The 15557-nt window shown below is 46.2% G+C and carries 17 protein-coding genes; 5 read left to right on the top strand and 12 right to left on the bottom strand.

The features are described from left to right. Position 1: 1 nt before the first annotated feature. Positions 2-595: an NUDIX domain-containing protein gene (locus tag ACE3K2_RS02825; RefSeq protein WP_421886459.1), complete on the bottom strand. Its 594-nt coding sequence runs from the start codon at positions 593-595 to the stop codon at positions 2-4. A 122-nt stretch (positions 596-717) separates the two neighbouring features. Here ACE3K2_RS02825 and ACE3K2_RS02820 point away from each other — a divergent pair, with 122 nt between their 5' ends. After that, entirely contained in the window at positions 718-852 is a 135-nt protein-coding gene (locus ACE3K2_RS02820) for a Z-ring formation inhibitor MciZ (protein ID WP_421886456.1), read from the top strand. Positions 853-991: 139 nt separating this feature from the next. On the opposite strand, the gene ACE3K2_RS02815 is transcribed toward ACE3K2_RS02820, so the two are convergent. Next, positions 992-2125: a M20/M25/M40 family metallo-hydrolase gene (locus ACE3K2_RS02815; protein WP_421886453.1), complete on the bottom strand. Its 1134-nt coding sequence runs from the start codon at positions 2123-2125 to the stop codon at positions 992-994. 82 nt (positions 2126-2207) lie between these two features. Between ACE3K2_RS02815 and prli42 the strand changes: the two genes are divergently transcribed. After that, the gene (gene prli42, locus ACE3K2_RS02810) at positions 2208-2309 is read left to right on the top strand and encodes a stressosome-associated protein Prli42 (RefSeq protein ID WP_017687624.1); all 102 of its coding nucleotides are present in this window, start codon (positions 2208-2210) and stop codon (positions 2307-2309) included. 26 nt (positions 2310-2335) lie between these two features. Here the strand turns inward: prli42 and lipB are convergent, their stop codons facing one another. From lipB to lpdA, 5 genes are all read right to left on the bottom strand, one after another. After that, positions 2336-3043 carry a lipoyl(octanoyl) transferase LipB gene (lipB, locus tag ACE3K2_RS02805; protein WP_421886450.1) on the bottom strand — a complete coding sequence of 236 codons (708 nt, stop codon included), beginning with the start codon at positions 3041-3043 and terminating at the stop codon, positions 2336-2338. Between the two features lie 112 nt (positions 3044-3155). After that, positions 3156-4607, bottom strand: a complete 1452-nt coding sequence (locus ACE3K2_RS02800) for a dihydrolipoamide acetyltransferase family protein (RefSeq protein ID WP_421886447.1) — start codon at positions 4605-4607, stop codon at positions 3156-3158. Between the two features lie 47 nt (positions 4608-4654). Further along, the gene (locus ACE3K2_RS02795; RefSeq protein WP_062835245.1) at positions 4655-5641 is read right to left on the bottom strand and encodes an alpha-ketoacid dehydrogenase subunit beta; all 987 of its coding nucleotides are present in this window, start codon (positions 5639-5641) and stop codon (positions 4655-4657) included. A gap of 2 nt (positions 5642-5643) precedes the next feature. Beyond that, complete coding sequence (locus ACE3K2_RS02790; protein WP_421886444.1) at positions 5644-6672, bottom strand: thiamine pyrophosphate-dependent dehydrogenase E1 component subunit alpha; 1029 nt, start codon at positions 6670-6672, stop codon at positions 5644-5646. 139 nt (positions 6673-6811) lie between these two features. Continuing rightward, complete coding sequence (gene lpdA / locus ACE3K2_RS02785; protein ID WP_421886441.1) at positions 6812-8236, bottom strand: dihydrolipoyl dehydrogenase; 1425 nt, start codon at positions 8234-8236, stop codon at positions 6812-6814. A 224-nt stretch (positions 8237-8460) separates the two neighbouring features. Here lpdA and ACE3K2_RS02780 point away from each other — a divergent pair, with 224 nt between their 5' ends. Further along, the gene (locus ACE3K2_RS02780) at positions 8461-8778 is read left to right on the top strand and encodes a DUF2627 domain-containing protein (protein WP_421886438.1); all 318 of its coding nucleotides are present in this window, start codon (positions 8461-8463) and stop codon (positions 8776-8778) included. 63 nt (positions 8779-8841) lie between these two features. Then, positions 8842-9189, top strand: coding sequence for a potassium channel family protein (locus ACE3K2_RS02775; RefSeq protein WP_192133999.1), 348 nt, complete (start codon positions 8842-8844; stop codon positions 9187-9189). An 8-nt stretch (positions 9190-9197) separates the two neighbouring features. Here ACE3K2_RS02775 and ACE3K2_RS02770 read toward each other — a convergent pair whose 3' ends face one another. Continuing rightward, on the bottom strand, positions 9198-9410 hold the full coding sequence (locus ACE3K2_RS02770; protein ID WP_421886435.1) for a hypothetical protein: 213 nt from the start codon (positions 9408-9410) through the stop codon (positions 9198-9200). 178 nt (positions 9411-9588) lie between these two features. Here ACE3K2_RS02770 and ACE3K2_RS02765 point away from each other — a divergent pair, with 178 nt between their 5' ends. Continuing rightward, on the top strand, positions 9589-10188 hold the full coding sequence (locus ACE3K2_RS02765; protein ID WP_421886432.1) for a thymidine kinase: 600 nt from the start codon (positions 9589-9591) through the stop codon (positions 10186-10188). Between the two features lie 116 nt (positions 10189-10304). On the opposite strand, the gene ACE3K2_RS02760 is transcribed toward ACE3K2_RS02765, so the two are convergent. The 4 genes from ACE3K2_RS02760 to ACE3K2_RS02745 all read right to left on the bottom strand — a co-directional run bounded on the left by ACE3K2_RS02760 (position 10305) and on the right by ACE3K2_RS02745 (position 15462). After that, entirely contained in the window at positions 10305-10781 is a 477-nt protein-coding gene (locus ACE3K2_RS02760) for a hypothetical protein (RefSeq protein WP_017687614.1), read from the bottom strand. A 533-nt stretch (positions 10782-11314) separates the two neighbouring features. Continuing rightward, positions 11315-11965 (bottom strand): hypothetical protein, encoded by a 651-nt coding sequence (locus tag ACE3K2_RS02755; RefSeq protein WP_421886429.1) that lies wholly within the window; start codon positions 11963-11965, stop codon positions 11315-11317. A 329-nt stretch (positions 11966-12294) separates the two neighbouring features. Continuing rightward, entirely contained in the window at positions 12295-13332 is a 1038-nt protein-coding gene (locus tag ACE3K2_RS02750) for an NAD(P)/FAD-dependent oxidoreductase (RefSeq protein WP_421886426.1), read from the bottom strand. Between the two features lie 159 nt (positions 13333-13491). Next, on the bottom strand, positions 13492-15462 hold the full coding sequence (locus tag ACE3K2_RS02745) for an AraC family transcriptional regulator (protein WP_421886423.1): 1971 nt from the start codon (positions 15460-15462) through the stop codon (positions 13492-13494). Positions 15463-15557: the final 95 nt, after the last annotated feature.

Here is a 15557-nt window from a genome sequence, read left to right as displayed (position 1 = left end):
CCTAGAACCGTCCTGTCGTTCTGTAAATGTCCCACGCGTACACAGCCATCATCGTTTTGGCATCACTAATCCGGTTATCGTCCATGAGAGCGTACGCTTCCTCCAGTGTAATCTCGGATACTTCAAGGAATTCATCTTCGTCCAGTTCCATATCTCCGGCTTCCAACTCTTCCGCGATGTAAAGATGAATGATCTCATCAGCGAACCCCGGTGAGGTGTAGAATGAACGCAAATGACGCAGCGACTTGGCCACATATCCTGTCTCTTCTCGCAATTCACGTGCGGCAGCAACTTCCGGCTCTTCTCCCGGGTCCAGTTTTCCCGCAGGAATCTCCACTTCGGTGCGTCCCATTGCCTGACGATACTGATCCACTACAAGCATGCGATCCCCATTCAGAGCGAGTACAGCTACTGCTCCAGGGTGCCGGATTATCTCACGTGTAGCTGTCTCGCCATTCGGCAGTTTAACAGTGTCGACCTGAAGTGAAATCACTTTCCCCTCAAAGATTGGCTTGGTGGATACGGTCACTTCATCCAGTTTTGGATTGGCAGGTTGAGCTGCATGGATCGATTGGGCAGATTGGTTTGGCTTCATTCGTTCTTCAACTCCATATCGTTGGATTATATATTCGATTAATGTATAAATCTCTGATTTTGGGCATATGGTGAGCGTATAGAACTCTCACAGCAAATATAAACGAATCAGGGGGACTTTCAATGAATAGTTATTTGACGCCTCAATCCGTACACGTGGTAGGACAAGCCCGGCAAGTACAGCTCATACTCAAACAATGGTTGCGCGAGTGGGGCCCGGATGCCAAGTTAGTTGATCTGCTCGCTGGACGCAAATGAATGGGACATTAATCCATTTACCCATCCATTTAATTTGACCCTAAATGAACGAGTCTTCTCCCTTGAAATATAACATGAATTCGCAAAAAGTCCGAATCCGATATAGACCGGGTTCGGACTTTTGTCTAAAAAGTACACGTTATTTCTTGTTTGCTGCCGTTTCCTGAATAATAGCCACGACCACTTGGGACAACTTCACAATATCTTCGGCACGAATACGTTCTTTGGTTGTGTGAATATCCTCATACCCCACCGCCAGGTTCGCAGTTGGAATGTTGAACCCATTAAAGATATTGGCATCACTGCCACCACCGGAAGAAAATGTACTTGTCTCCAGCCCAGTACTGCGGATGGCACGCTGTGCAAGTTGTACAACTTCGTGTTCATCATGGAAACCAAATGCAGGATACAGAATCTCACTTCTGAATTCAGCCGTTGCACCGTATTTGCGGCATGTCGTTTCCAACGCGTCACGCATCTGTGCAACCTGCAGTTCCACTTTCTCCTGCACAATACTGCGGGCTTCCGCCTCAATCTGCACAAAGTCACATACCACGTTGAGTGCTGAGCCACCCTGGAATTTGCCAATGTTCGCGGTTGTCTCATCATCAATTCTGCCCAGTGTCATCGCTGCAATTGCTTTGGCTGCAACCTGAATGGCGCTGATCCCGTCTTCCGGGTTCACGCCGGCATGTGCGGACTTCCCATAGATGCTCATTTGAATTTCAGCTCTGGCTGGTGCAGCTACACAGATCGTGCCTACAGCTCCATTAGAGTCAAGCGCATAACCAAACTCGGCATCGATATCCTTTGGATTCATGGCACGTGCACCCACCAGTCCAGACTCTTCACCAACTGTAATGACAAATTGAATTTTACCATGAGGAATCTTGTTTTCCTGGATCACACGAATCGCTTCGAACAATGCCGCAATCCCTGCTTTGTCATCTGCTCCCAGGATTGTTGTTCCATCACTGCGAATCCAGCCATCTTCACCCAGTTCAGGCTTAATTCCCTGTCCCGGCGTTACGGTGTCCATATGACATGTGAAAAAGATCGGTGCAACTCCATCTGTTCCTTCGGCTTCCCAGGTAATAACGAGGTTCCCCGCGCCATGTCCGGTTTGCTCCATGGTGTCGTCCTCATAGACATGAAGACCAAGATCTGCAAACTGTTCTTTTAAAACCTTCGAGATGTTCTGTTCATTTTTTGTTTCACTATCCATCTGCACCAGTTCCATGAACTGATCGATAACACGTTGTTGTTTAATCATAGGACTTTCCTCCCTCTTGTGGATACGTTACAATACAATTACTATGGCTTGTTTACTTTATGTTGAAAGGAGTTCTCTCATCATGCAAAAAAAGAAATGGTTCAAAATCATCATCTATCTCATGCTGATCGCCATGATCGGGTCCACCCTTTTCATCGCTCTCGAACCGTTACTGTTCGGATAGCAGCACGAAGCCTTTCGACGATCTGTTTACAGACGTTGAAGGGCTTCTTTTTCGCTGACCCAATTGATTTGATATGGAAAAATGCGATTAAAGTATGGAACAATCTCGCGTGCTACCTGCTCCACTGTATAAGAGTTGCCCGTGATATCCTCCAGTGAGGTAACGCCATACTGCTCAATTCCACAAGGAACAATCCCCTGAAAACCAGCATGTTGAATGCCTGAGCTGATGTTAAATGCAAACCCGTGACTGGTCACGAAACCGCGGCGGTGTTTGCAACGATTAAACTTGATGCCGATTGCGGCAATCTTCATATCGCCAATCCACACACCCGTGTAACCCTCTTTGCGTCCGGCTTCGATGCCCTGGTCTGCGAGATAATCCATAAGTACCTGCTCAAGTTTCCGTAAATATCCGTGCAGATCCAAGTCTTCATCCCGTCCAAGAATCAATAACGGGTAACCTACCAACTGGCCCGGACCATGATAAGTAATATCACCGCCGCGGTCAATTTGAAACAAAGAAATCCCTTGCTCACGCAACTCTTCCGGACTGAGAAGCAGATGCTCCGGATGATTTTGTGAACCGATCGTATACGTTGGCGGGTGCTGTAAAAGCAGCATCTGCTCCGCTCCCTCGCCCTCGTCCAATTGCTGTACAATCGCTTTCTGGCGGTTCCAAGCCTCTTCATAATCAAGCATCGGTATGTATGCAACATCCAGCGGCTTGCTCATGATTCCCCACACCCTTCTGCTTCAGGTTCAATGTACAAATGAGCACTTTTTCCATAAACAGCAGGAAAAGTGCACGGCCTCCGGCACATACACTTTCCCGTCAACTATTTACTTAATACACCTTGCTCTCCATGGTATATCCTTCAAGATTTTCTTTGACACGTTGCAAGAAACGTCCGCTGATTACACCATCCAGGATTCGGTGATCCAGTGATAGACACAGGTTAGCCATCGAACGAACAGCGATCATATCATTAATAACGACTGGTTTCTTGACAATCGACTCGAATGTAAGAATCGCTGCTTGCGGATAGTTAATGATTGGCTGGGACAAGATCGAACCAAATGAACCTGTGTTGTTCACCGTGAACGTTCCACCTTGCATATGGTCCAGCTTCAACGTACCTTCACGTGTTTTGCGAGCCAGTTCATCCACTTCACGGGCCAGACCTGCAATATTTCGCTGATCGGCATGTTTGATTACGGGGGTAAGCACGGAATCTTCGGTTCCTACAGCCATGGACAGATTAATGTCCCGTTTGACGATAATTTTGTCCACTGCCCATACCGAGTTCATGATCGGATAGTCTTTAATCGCGTTAACGACTCCCTTCATCATGAAGGACAGATATGTCAGATTGATGCCTTCCTTACGCTTGAACTCATCCTTGAGTTTATTGCGCAGCATCACAAGATTTGTTACGTCCACTTCAATCATCGTCCATGCATGCGGGATTTCCGATACGCTTTGACGCATGTTCCGGGCTATGGCATTACGCACAGGTGTAACATCGATGAAATACTCCGATCTTCCCTGGCCGCCACCTTCCACTTCGATCTGTGGAATTTTCGGGCTTTCGGTTAGATGAATGCCTGAATGTCTCACAGGAACACCTGCATCGGACGCTGAGATCGCTTCTCCAGCGGTTAAACCCATTTCTCCATTTCCACGATTTACTCCACTGAATGGAGAAGTAGACGACACACCAGAAGCTGTATGTTGTGCCGCTGAAGATGATGCTTGTGCAGACGCAGATGATCCAGCTGTGTTACCTCCCTGTGCAACAAATGCCAGCACATCTTTGCGGGTAATACGACCACCTGCTCCAGTACCCTGGATGCTTTGCAAGTTCAAGCCATGCTCTGCTGCCAAGGATTGAACTGCCGGGGAATACCGATTACGCATCGGCTGGTTGGGATCATGTCCTGCTGTATTTGAGGCGGCAACAGGAGTATGGCTTGCATGTTGCTGCACTTGCTCCTGTTGCTGCGATACTTGTGTTACCTGCTCAGCCGCTTCTTCGTCAGAAGCTGCGACCTGCATGCGGCATATTGCTTCACCAACAGCAATCGTTGTGCCCTCTTCCACCAAAAGGTCTCCCATGATTCCATCCACCGTGGATGGAATTTCGGCATTGACTTTATCGGTGATTACTTCACAGATCGGCTCGTACTGTTCCACACGGTCTCCCGGTTTTTTCAACCATTTGCCTATGGTAGCCGAGACCAGCGATTCCGCCAATTGCGGCATTATGACCTCGATCCATTTCATACGTTCAGCCATTTGATTATCACTCCAAACTTTACTTTTAAACGATCCAAAAAACGAAATTAAAACTCGGCAAGTGTACGCATTGCTGCTTTGGCTTTGTCCTTGCTCAGCATGTAGAATTTCTCCAATGTTGGGCTAATTGGCATGGCCGGCACGTCAGGTCCGCAGAGACGCTGAATCGGTGCATCCAGTTCAAACAGACATTCCTCGCTAATAATCGCGGCAACTTCCGCACCTACACCACCCGTTTTGTTATCTTCGTGTACAATCAGCACCTTGCCTGTTAGACGAGCGGAAGCAATAATCGCTTCCCGATCCAACGGTTGCAATGTGCGCAGATCCAGAACGTGTGCTGTAATGCCTTCTTCACGTTCCAGCTCCTCAGCAGCCTGCATGACAAAATGCAGCGGCTGGCTGTAGCCGATCACCGTAATATCCGCACCCTCACGAAGTACGTTGGCTTTACCAATTGGAACGATGTAATCATCTTCAGGCACATCTTCCTTGATAAGTTTATAGCATTTTTTATTTTCAAAAAAGAGTACCGGGTCCGGGTCGCGAATAGCCGCTTTAAGTAGTCCCTTGGCATCGTATGCCGAGTAGGGCGCTATAATTTTCAGACCAGGTGTACCAAAGAAAATCGATTCCGGACATTGGGAGTGATACAACCCACCGAAGATTCCGCCACCAATCGGCGCACGGATGACAATCGGACAACTCCAGTCATTGTTGGATCGATAGCGGATTTTGGCCGCTTCACTAATGATCTGGTTAGTTGCCGGCAGCATGAAGTCCGAATATTGCATCTCGGCAATCGGCTTCATGCCATACATCGCTGCACCAATGGCAACACCTGCAATAGCTGATTCGGACAACGGTGTGTCCATGACACGCATTTCGCCAAACTGATCCTGCAACCCTTTGGTCGTGGTGAACACACCACCTTTGACCCCTACGTCTTCACCGAGGATAAAAACATTTTCATCCCGCTCCATCTCTTCTTTCATCGCGAGACGGATTGCATCAATATATTCCATCACTGCCATACTTACCGTCCCCCTTCTTCGCTGTCCGCATAAACGTGCGTCAGAGTGTCCTCAGGTTTCGGATATGGCGCGTTGTCTGCATATTCAGTCGCTTCTTTCATTTCCAGCGCAAGCTGGGAAGCCAGATCCGCATCCCGGGCTTCGTCCCAGATACCGCAATCCATCAGATAGTTCTTCATGCGAAGCACGCCGTCTTTCTTCCAGTTCTCGTCAACTTCTTCCTTCGTCCGGTAAGCCAGATCATTGTCAGAAGTGGAGTGAGGAGAGAGGCGATACATCATTGCTTCAATCAGTGTAGGTCCTTCGCCTGCTATGGCACGTTGACGTGCTTCCTTCACAGCAGCGTATACTTCGAGCGCATCGTTACCATCTACGCGCAGTCCGGGGAACCCGTAACCGAGTGCACGATCCGATATTTTACCACTAAGCTGCTTGTGAATTGGAACCGAAATCGCATACTGATTGTTCTCACACATAATTATGACAGGCAACTTGTGTACACCTGCAAAATTGGCTCCCTCGTGGAAGTCCCCCTGGTTGCTTGATCCTTCACCAAACGTAACAAAAGAAACAAATTCCTGCTTCTTCATTTTGGCAGCCAGCGCAAACCCAACAGCGTGCGGAACCTGTGTTGTAACCGGGCTGGAACCCGTCACAATCCGCAGCTTTTTGTGACCGAAGTGACCCGGCATTTGCCGACCGCCACTATTCGGATCTTCCGCTTTTGCAAAAGCAGACAGCATCAACTCACGCGGAGTCATGCCTACCGCGAGTACAAAGCCATAATCGCGGTAATAAGGTAAATAATAATCGTGATCCCGATCCAGACCAAAAGCGGCGCCTACTTGCGCAGCTTCCTGTCCTACACCGGATACGTGAAAGTTAATTTTGCCAGCCCGTTGCAAGAGCAAGCAACGCTCGTCAAACTTGCGTGCGAGCAGCATGTATTTGTACATATCCAATACTTCACCATCGCTAAGTCCCAGCTGTTGATGCCGATGGACCGCGTCTGCAGTACCTTGTGAACTCATATGAGGTACCTCCTTTTAATCAGAGCCTGTGCCACTCTTACTACCCGATCTTATAACCTGGTACTAAGACTTGGCTTAACCTTATTATAATCCCTTTTACCCAAAAAAGGAAAGAACCTTTCTCATAAGCCTGTTTGGCTTACATTCCAATGGCCTTTCCATCAACCGCCAACATGGCTTCACCCATGATTTCCGACAGAGACGGGTGCGGATGAATGGTTTGTCCGACTTCCCAAGGTGTGGCATCCAGCATCTGAGCCAGAGAAGCCTCAGCGATCAATTCCGTCACATGAGTGCCAATCATATGTACCCCCAATATATCATTCGTCTTGGCATCTGCGATCACCTTCACGAATCCATCACGGCTTCCATGAATGAGCGATTTACCAATCGCCTGAAACGGAAACTTGCCTGTTTTGGTGTCAAAGCCACGTTCTTTGGCTTCACGCTCGGTGAATCCGATGCTGGCTGCTTCCGGACGTGTATACACACAGCGCGGGATGCGATGGGATTCTACAGCATGTACCGTTTCGCCGGCCAGATGATTAACAGCGAGAATGCCTTCATGACTTGCGGCATGCGCTAGCTGTAAACCTCCGATGCAGTCACCAATGGCATAGATGTGACCTTCACCGGTCTGTAACTGTTTGTTTACAGCGATGAACCCACGCTCCAGTTTGATATCCGTATTTTCGAGTCCAATATTTTCGACATTGGCCTGACGTCCAACCGAGACAAGCATTTTCTCCGCTTTCAGCGTTTCCTGCTTATCGTCACCAAGTTGTACCTCAATCTGGATACCCTCTGCATCCGTGCTATACGTTTCCGTTAGAACCTTGGCCCCTGTCAGGAAACGAACACCCCGCTTGCCTAGCAATCGTTGCATTTCTCTGGCAACATCCTCATCCTCGGCAGGCAGCACATGAGCAGCTGCTTCCACCACCGTGATGTCTACACCAAAGTCATTCAGCATGGATGCCCACTCCAGTCCAATCACACCACCACCGACAATAATGAGTGATACAGGAAGCTCATCCATTCGTAGTGCTTCGTCACTGCTCATAATAAACTTGCCATCCGGTTCCAAGCCTGGCAGCACGCGTGGACGTGAACCGGTCGCAATAATGAGATTGGTCGGCACAACCGTATCCATTTCCCCATCTTCGAACTCTACAGCGACTGCTCCGCTCTGCGGGGAGAAGATGGAAGGTCCGATAACGCGGCCGTTCGCGTGTACGACCTGGATTTTATTTTTCTTCATCAAATATTGAACGCCCTGATGAAGCTGTTCCACAATCGCATCCTTGCGCGCCTGTACTTTGGGAAATACAAGTGTGGCTCCATTAGTCTCGATACCATACGTCTCGCTCTCCTGAATTTCGGCGTATACTTCCGCGCTTTTCAGCAAAGCTTTACTCGGAATACACCCACGATGCAGACAGGTTCCACCAAGCTTGTCCTTTTCAATGATAACAACCTTTTTCCCCAGCTGTGCAGCCCGGATCGCGGCTACATATCCACCGGTACCTCCTCCAAGAATTGCAACATCACATGTAATTGGCATCTCTCATGCTCTCCTCTATGAATCAAATTTCAATATCATTTATGATGGCTTGAATCATGGTTTGACTTATACCTTCTATATGCCATTGTACTCTCCTTAAGCGGTCAACTCAAAGTTTGAAAGAATCACACATGGACAGCCTATGCATTCCAAGCTATGATGGAATGAGGTATGATCTGTAAGCGTAACCTTTATTTAATGTCGACTTTGGCAGAAAGGGTATAATGCTCATGAATACAAGATTGGTCTTTGCACGATTTATGGCGATTGTTGTTCTGGTCATCCCCGGTTTAATGGCAATGAAGGGTTTTCTGATGATGAAAGATGCCCTGTTCCTATATTATGCCGAACACGGGAACGAACTGATTTCACCTGGGTTCCAGTGGCTTTCCTTTGGCGGTGGACTTGTGCTTTTTGCCGCAGGTATGAGTTTTCTGGGAGGCTGGATCCTGTTCCGTGATCGCAAGCGTAATTATGTAGGTCCCCGTTTCCGTTCCAAGAATGTACCCGAAAAAGCAGAGACGCCCGGAAGGACTCCATGAGTCCGGGCTTTTTGTGTGTTTAAATAACACACCGCCTACTTTACATAGACAGGATGGATCATCATGGTATCATTTTTAATCACGTTACAACGACTGCTCAAAGGCATTTTCCATGCGTTCAAAGACCCCAAGTTTCTGGCTTTGTTCGCGTTAACGGCAGCAACGTTGCTGTCAGGCACTTTGTTTTACACTCGTGTTGAAGGTCTGCACTGGATCGATGCGTTATACTTCTGTGCGGTTACCCTGACTACGGTGGGACATCCTGAATTTGTGCCATCCACCGGATTCAGCAAAGCCTTTACCGTAATCTACATGTTTGCAGGCATTGGTCTCACCTTTGCCATGATTGCCAGAATTACAGCAGGTATTCTATTCCCTCGCAAATTAAAGACAGAAGAGGACCCGGAGTAATCTCCGGGTCATTCGTATAAGGCATCCCGCAGTTTGGTGGACATACGTGATTCTTTGGAAGAAGACTTCAAGATCGTTCTGCGCAACGTCAGGTTGCTTGCCTGCAGTCGCTCCGCTTCTGCGAACAGTTCTGCAAATAATGCCTGCGTTGCTTCATCCAGGAATGCCTGCTCTTTCAAACTTTCATATCGCTCATGAAGTGATGTTAATGCTTCACTCATCGTAAACACCTCTTTCCCATAACTCTCCTATTAACAGCTGCCGGAACCAACGGCTTAACAATCCATATAGTAACACAAAGCTGCACAGATTAGTTCTGGCTCTTTCCAAAGATTTTGTGGTACTCTGTAATGGTCGCTTTTTTTGTAGAATCCCGTATGTGAGAGGAGTAGCAGCACCGTGCAAACAGGACGTATTACCGTAATTACTGGACCCATGTTCAGTGAAAAATCCGGTGAGCTCATTCGCCGTTGTCAGAAATTAATTCAATTTGGCCGTAAAAAGGTGGTAGCCTACAAACCAGCCGAGGATGATCGGTTTGCCCAGGACGAGATCGTGAGCCGAATTGGTTATCGACTACCTGCCCATTCCATTCCCCGGCAATTAACCACGGAATCCGTAGAAATGATCATGAATCAAACCATAGATGCTGATGTTGTTGCATTTGATGAAGTACAATTTTTCAGCAGTGCCATTATGGAACTGGTCTCGGAGCTAGCGTATTGTGGCAAACATGTCATTGTGGATGGACTTAATATGGATTACCGTGGCAAGGAATTTGGATATGTCGGCGGTTTGCTTGCCATGGCAGATGACATCGAGAAACTCTCGGCTTTCTGTGCGGTATGCGGCAGCCCGGATGCAGCCTTTACGCAACGTATCGTCAATGGGGAGCCCGTTACTTTGGGCCCGGTTGTTATGATTGGCGATTCAGAAGCTTACGAGCCACGCTGTCGTTGCTGCTTCATTCCTCCTCACAAAGTTGAATGCTCATCATAATTGCTGAAAGATTTTTGATATCTTCCAAAAAGGCCCCCTGGGGCTTTTTTGTTATAGAGCAAACAATTGTACAAAAAAGCACCGCTTCGCAGCGATGCTTCTAGAGTCACTTCCCGCTAGTCACGGGAAACAAAATATTTGTTGGTCATGTAGTAAGCGTCACCACGCGACGTTTCCACCATTCCTTTTTTGGCATCCAAAAATACAATCTCTTTACACTTTGTGCAGTACCATTTTGTGCGTTTGTATGGAGATTCCGTCACATAAGCCGTGCCACATTTACAATCAATCTTCATTAATAACTCGGTTGATTTATAAGCACTGGACAAACGTTCCAGGTTATCCTGCTGCTGTGTAGGCATTATGGTCTGCTGATAGTCTGATAAATGATTCTGAACCTTGAAGTCTGCTACCAATCCTGCATTCAATCCAAAAAACTCCTTGCCGATTTCGGTCACGAAGCGCTTCTCATTTCTGTAGCAATCCAGCCACTCAATAATCTGCTTATTAGACAGTGGAACCGTACCCTTGATACCGCTGTTTAAGGTGTAGGTCATGATGTATAAAGTATCGTCTTGTCTACCTGAGTACATTAGAATCCTCCTTCGAATACATTTGCTAATGTACTACAAAAACGCGCATAAATCAAAGAATTGTTATTTCCTGAGCGCATCTCTTCTTATTAAATGGGGAACATTCCTCGTTCATCCGCCAAAGACTTACAAGAACTGCATACACCTGAAACATTTCCCTGTGGAGCCGCGTAATGCACAACCGATTTAACGTTTTTCTTGCATATGGAACAGTAGTGCCTCCTTTCCTTTTTTGGGATATAGTCCGATAACTTCACTACGTTTTTGTTCTGTCGGAATCGTTGTAAGAAGACCGGCCATTTCATCTCGCTTCACTCTTTCTTGTTCGCCTACTTCGTAGTCATTTTTTTGCTCTGGGCTAATAATCATCTCGTCTTTTTTATGTATACGATTCCAAGTTGTACATGCCTATCTCATAATCTATTCGACGTTTTGGGCGTTTTTCCTGTTTTTAATCTCTACACATATAAAAAAAACCGACAGAACCTGCTTTCCTTTTTTTCGGAAGAACAGCATTTTAGTCGGTTCCAGCCTTATTTATAAAAAGTTCCCAGAACGTCCAGTTCGGGTGAGCGCTCAATTCGAAATGGGTAGATATACCCCTGATTCATTCGGGTAAATTTGCGACTCCACAGATCCAGTCCCGATGTGAACTGATAGGCCTGATATATAAACTTGGAGCAGTAATTACGCTCAATACTGCGAAGATTGGTCTGCAAACGGTAGAATTTTACCTGCTTGTAATGGTCCTGTACCCAACCGGCTGCTTTCATACCTGCCTCATTCAATCTGGAACGGAATACAATGAAGCGATCTCCTTCATAAAACCGCGTGAGATACCACTCTAATGAATCAGCAAATACAGGCCCATAAGGGTGCACATGATACACTTTGCCGTCGAGACCAATAATGCCCATATGCCCGGCATAATACGTTGATTCCGAGCTTGGCGTGTATACGATATCCCCTGGCTCTAGCTTCATCTCGCCCAACACGTTAATGGGCAAGTCCTGATGCAGCCGTTTGGCTGCTGAACGTTCACGCCGCCCTTCAACCAACAAGCGATGAAGCGCACCTGCCAGTGCGAGATATATTTCAGACCATTTGATCTTTTTTTTATCAGATCGTTTGAACCACCGCTGGATGAAGGTGAAACCTCGTTGTGGCTGTGATCCCTTTTTCATACGCTGCACTCCACTCTGATCTAGTTATTGTATCTATATAAGTTGAATTAAAGTTTATTTACACTGGCACTACGATGACAGAACAATCTTCCAATCGCTGTTATCCCCAGATTTTTTCTGTCCTCTCCGTTATCGTGTAAATTATTATTTCAATTTATATAGTTGTTATTCTAATGTTTCTCAGGCTTATTATAGACATTTGGTAGTGTATATACAATTCGGCAGCCTTTGCTTCTGGTAAAATTATGCCTTCTTATTACCCATTTTATGCAAAAAAGATGACTTCGGAATGAACCCGAAGTCATCTTAATATAACCGATCGCAGATCTTTATTCTTCTACAACACCAAGGGCTTTATTTTTCTCCTTAAAACGGCTGTTATGGGAAGAAACATAAGCCACTTTCTCCGCTTCAGGGTCCATGTAAAGCTTTGCACTGTTCACCGCAAGGGCAGCATCCGTAAAGGTGCCCGCAATCAGATACAGTTTGCTTCCATAATCTACAAAGTCACCTGCGGCAAAAACACCAGGAATATTAGTTTGTAATCTTTCCGTTGTAGTGACGTGCCATTCACCAAGATCAAGTCCCCAATCCCGGATTGGACCAAAGTCACTCTTCATGCCATGGTTTACAATGACAGCATCGACTTCAAGCAGTTCAGTTTCGCCTGTGTCCACGTGTGAGATAGTCACCTGTTCAATCACATCGCCACTCATACTATGCAATGTCTCTACCGCATAAGGTGTACGGACATCTACTGAGGATTCTTTCATACGCAGTACATTACGCTCCAACCCGCCAAAACGATCACGACGATGCACAACCGTCACTTGCTCAGCCAGTGCTTCCAGTTCATTCGCCCAGTCTACAGCAGAGTCACCTCCGCCCGAGATCAGCACGCGTTTACCACGGAATGGCTCCAGTTCTTGCACGGTATAGTGCAGATTGCTAACCTCATAACGGTCTGCACCTTCAAGCTCCAGCTTGGCCATTTTATATATACCATATCCGATTGCCAAAATGACGGTACGGGTCCAGTGCTTTTCACCTGTTGCAGATGTTAACAGAATTGTGCCATCAGGTTGACGCTCGAATCCTTCGATCTGTTGTTCAAAAACAAGCGTCGGCTCGAACGTTCGTGCCTGTTCTTCCAATTGTTTGATCAGATCCTCACAGAGGATTGGCGTCACACCCCCAACATCCCAGATCATTTTCTCCGGATAAAATAACATGCGACCGCCCAATCTGTCACGTGCCTCAATCAATTTGGTCTTCATGTCCCGCATGCCGCTATAAAAGGCAGAGTACATGCCCGCAGGGCCACCGCCGATAATGGTTACATCATAAAGCTCCAACTGCTGATTCATATTAAAAATACCTCCGTTAATTCGATCCAGAACATCGAGTATTTGATATCGATTCTCATTATCACTTAAATCCTAGTGTAATGGTAATCTTATCAAAATACAATGGCTAAAAAACAAACATTTCTTGTACAAAAATTTTATGAACAACTCTGCTCTTTACTATTGCGCTCTTGGAGCCGCCAACAGCTTTTCAACGACAAAATCTAGTTGTTTATTGATTGAATAGATATCTGAATAGTAAAAGAAATCAAAATCAATCTCAATTAGACGACCTTCCTTGATCGCTGGGATACTGCTCCATATTGGATTATCCGTCAAGTTATCTGCCCCTTCATACACCGAACGAAACACATAATCCCCGATATAATCAGGCAGTACTTCCATGGAGATATTGGAGCCGGCCTCGTCAGAAACCACATCTATTTTGCTCTGTACAACGTCAGGTGCTTTCATTTCCAAGTACTCATATACCGCCTGAGATCCTCGCCCAAATTGTTTGCTCTCTACAATGACCATACCTTTCAAACCACCTTCTACAATGGAGATCGTTTTGTCCAGTATGCCTGCATCTGCAAGAGTTTTTTTACTCTCTTCGACTTTGTTGTTGAGATTGGTGATTAACATCTTGGCTTCCTGCTCTTTGCCAAAGATACTTGCTATATCATGAAGTCTCTCTTCTGTAGTCAATTTCTCATACGGAATATATACCGTAGGTGCAATATCTTTTAATAACATATAGGTCTCTTCTGAAGGAACAATAATCAGATCCGGATCAAGATCAATGACAGCTTCAGGATTCGGTTCAAACCAGGTACCCAATGCGTTTACACCCTCTAGCTCACTCTTGTATGCAGCCCCGTCATATACATCTGAGGTAGCGATTGGCTTGACTCCAAGTGCGACGACATCCCCCTGGAGATACAATACAACAACCCGTTTAGGATTTGCTGGAACAACCACATCGCCCTTAATCGTTGAGACCGTACGTGTTTCATTGTCTTTGTTCGTTTGGCTTCCTGTATCTGATGACATCGCCGTACTGCTGTTATTCGAACTGGCACCCGTTCCTTCGCCAGCTGTTGGTGAGATTGTTCCTGAAGAGCAGGCTGAGAGCAGCATCGTGATGCTCAATAAAGCAATCATAATCATATTTGAACTTGTTTTTCTTCTTTTCATTGGTGTGGACCCTCCGTCTATATATTGATAATGATTCTCATAATCAATATATCCCGACTTCCATCTTCGGCCAATGGACGATTCAGATATTTGCAATGGACGATCCTCTGCTCTCCCTTCTTCTCTCATCTTTCGTTGATACTGGATCGGAGAGATTCCCACATGTTTTTTGAAGATACGACTAAAATAATACACATCCAAATAACCCACTTCTGCTGCAATTTCACTCAGTGTTGCATCAGATCGTACAAGCAGAGTACGAGCCTTGGCGATTCGAGTCTGAATTAAATAATCAATAGGGCTGTAACCCGTTTTTCGTTTGAATTGCATGGATAAATGACGAGAGCTGTAGTTCAATTGTTCAGCCAGAGAATCAAGCGTGACCTGTTCCCTGTAATGCTTCTGTATGTAACGAAGTGTTTGTTTCACCGGGTCAGCAAGCTCAGTTTTGATCTCTTGCTCTGTTAGCTGAACCATCATTTCATGAATGAATTGGTAAAATAAACTTTTCGTATGAAGCAGATCCAGACTTTCAGACTGTGCCCATGCATCCTCAAGCTCATCGAGGTAACGTAACAGCCCAAGTGGACTATTTGGCGTAAATCCATATTGCAATGAGAACGGTGCAACCTCAGGCTGTGCCAATAACCACTTTTGGCGATAACTAGGAAAGGCAAGGAATGCTCTGTAATAGAGCAAAATATATTCGAAATCTTCGTGGGTTTGGATATCCAGTGAAGATCCTTTCGCCCCATGAAGCATATGAAATCGCTCTGCCTTGTATGTTTGTCCATCTAACTGAAGCACAGCCGATCCTCGAATCGTATATATAAAACCATTTGCCGGAAGTGTATAGGAACTCAGTTGTTCCCCTGCCTCCATAACGATCCGGCGTATATCCAGAACCTTAACAGCGGCAAGATTCCAGCATTTCATCTGTTCTTCTAATTGCATCGAATACTCTCCAATCCCAGCCTCACCCGGAACAAAGGCCTTACAAGGTCATCATTCTGCCACACAGCCAATAACATATGCGTAGCAGAGGTTCA

It is taken from the genome of Paenibacillus sp., from assembly GCF_048976745.1.
In the GTDB taxonomy this organism is placed as follows: domain Bacteria; phylum Bacillota; class Bacilli; order Paenibacillales; family Paenibacillaceae; genus Paenibacillus.
The sequence above is the reverse complement of the archived record's forward strand: the minus strand, read 5'-3'. Positions and strand labels throughout refer to the sequence as shown.

What these genes read in the sequence shown, in the direction of transcription:
- ACE3K2_RS02820 (WP_421886456.1), top strand. Translation starts at nt 718, where the DNA reads ATGAATAGTTATTTGACGCCTCAATCCGTACACGTGGTAGGACAAGCC.
- ACE3K2_RS02825 (WP_421886459.1), bottom strand. Translation starts at nt 595, where the DNA reads ATGAAGCCAAACCAATCTGCCCAATCGATCCATGCAGCTCAACCTGCC.
- ACE3K2_RS02815 (WP_421886453.1), bottom strand. Translation starts at nt 2,125, where the DNA reads ATGATTAAACAACAACGTGTTATCGATCAGTTCATGGAACTGGTGCAG.
- ACE3K2_RS02755 (WP_421886429.1), bottom strand. Translation starts at nt 11,965, where the DNA reads ATGAAAAAGGGATCACAGCCACAACGAGGTTTCACCTTCATCCAGCGG.
- ACE3K2_RS02770 (WP_421886435.1), bottom strand. Translation starts at nt 9,410, where the DNA reads ATGAGTGAAGCATTAACATCACTTCATGAGCGATATGAAAGTTTGAAA.
- ACE3K2_RS02745 (WP_421886423.1), bottom strand. Translation starts at nt 15,462, where the DNA reads ATGCAATTAGAAGAACAGATGAAATGCTGGAATCTTGCCGCTGTTAAG.
- ACE3K2_RS02790 (WP_421886444.1), bottom strand. Translation starts at nt 6,672, where the DNA reads ATGAGTTCACAAGGTACTGCAGACGCGGTCCATCGGCATCAACAGCTG.
- ACE3K2_RS02800 (WP_421886447.1), bottom strand. Translation starts at nt 4,607, where the DNA reads ATGGCTGAACGTATGAAATGGATCGAGGTCATAATGCCGCAATTGGCG.
- ACE3K2_RS02780 (WP_421886438.1), top strand. Translation starts at nt 8,461, where the DNA reads ATGCTCATGAATACAAGATTGGTCTTTGCACGATTTATGGCGATTGTT.
- lpdA (WP_421886441.1), bottom strand. Translation starts at nt 8,236, where the DNA reads ATGCCAATTACATGTGATGTTGCAATTCTTGGAGGAGGTACCGGTGGA.
- ACE3K2_RS02775 (WP_192133999.1), top strand. Translation starts at nt 8,842, where the DNA reads ATGGTATCATTTTTAATCACGTTACAACGACTGCTCAAAGGCATTTTC.
- ACE3K2_RS02760 (WP_017687614.1), bottom strand. Translation starts at nt 10,781, where the DNA reads ATGTACTCAGGTAGACAAGACGATACTTTATACATCATGACCTACACC.
- ACE3K2_RS02795 (WP_062835245.1), bottom strand. Translation starts at nt 5,641, where the DNA reads ATGGCAGTGATGGAATATATTGATGCAATCCGTCTCGCGATGAAAGAA.
- ACE3K2_RS02750 (WP_421886426.1), bottom strand. Translation starts at nt 13,332, where the DNA reads ATGAATCAGCAGTTGGAGCTTTATGATGTAACCATTATCGGCGGTGGC.
- lipB (WP_421886450.1), bottom strand. Translation starts at nt 3,043, where the DNA reads ATGAGCAAGCCGCTGGATGTTGCATACATACCGATGCTTGATTATGAA.
- prli42 (WP_017687624.1), top strand. Translation starts at nt 2,208, where the DNA reads ATGCAAAAAAAGAAATGGTTCAAAATCATCATCTATCTCATGCTGATC.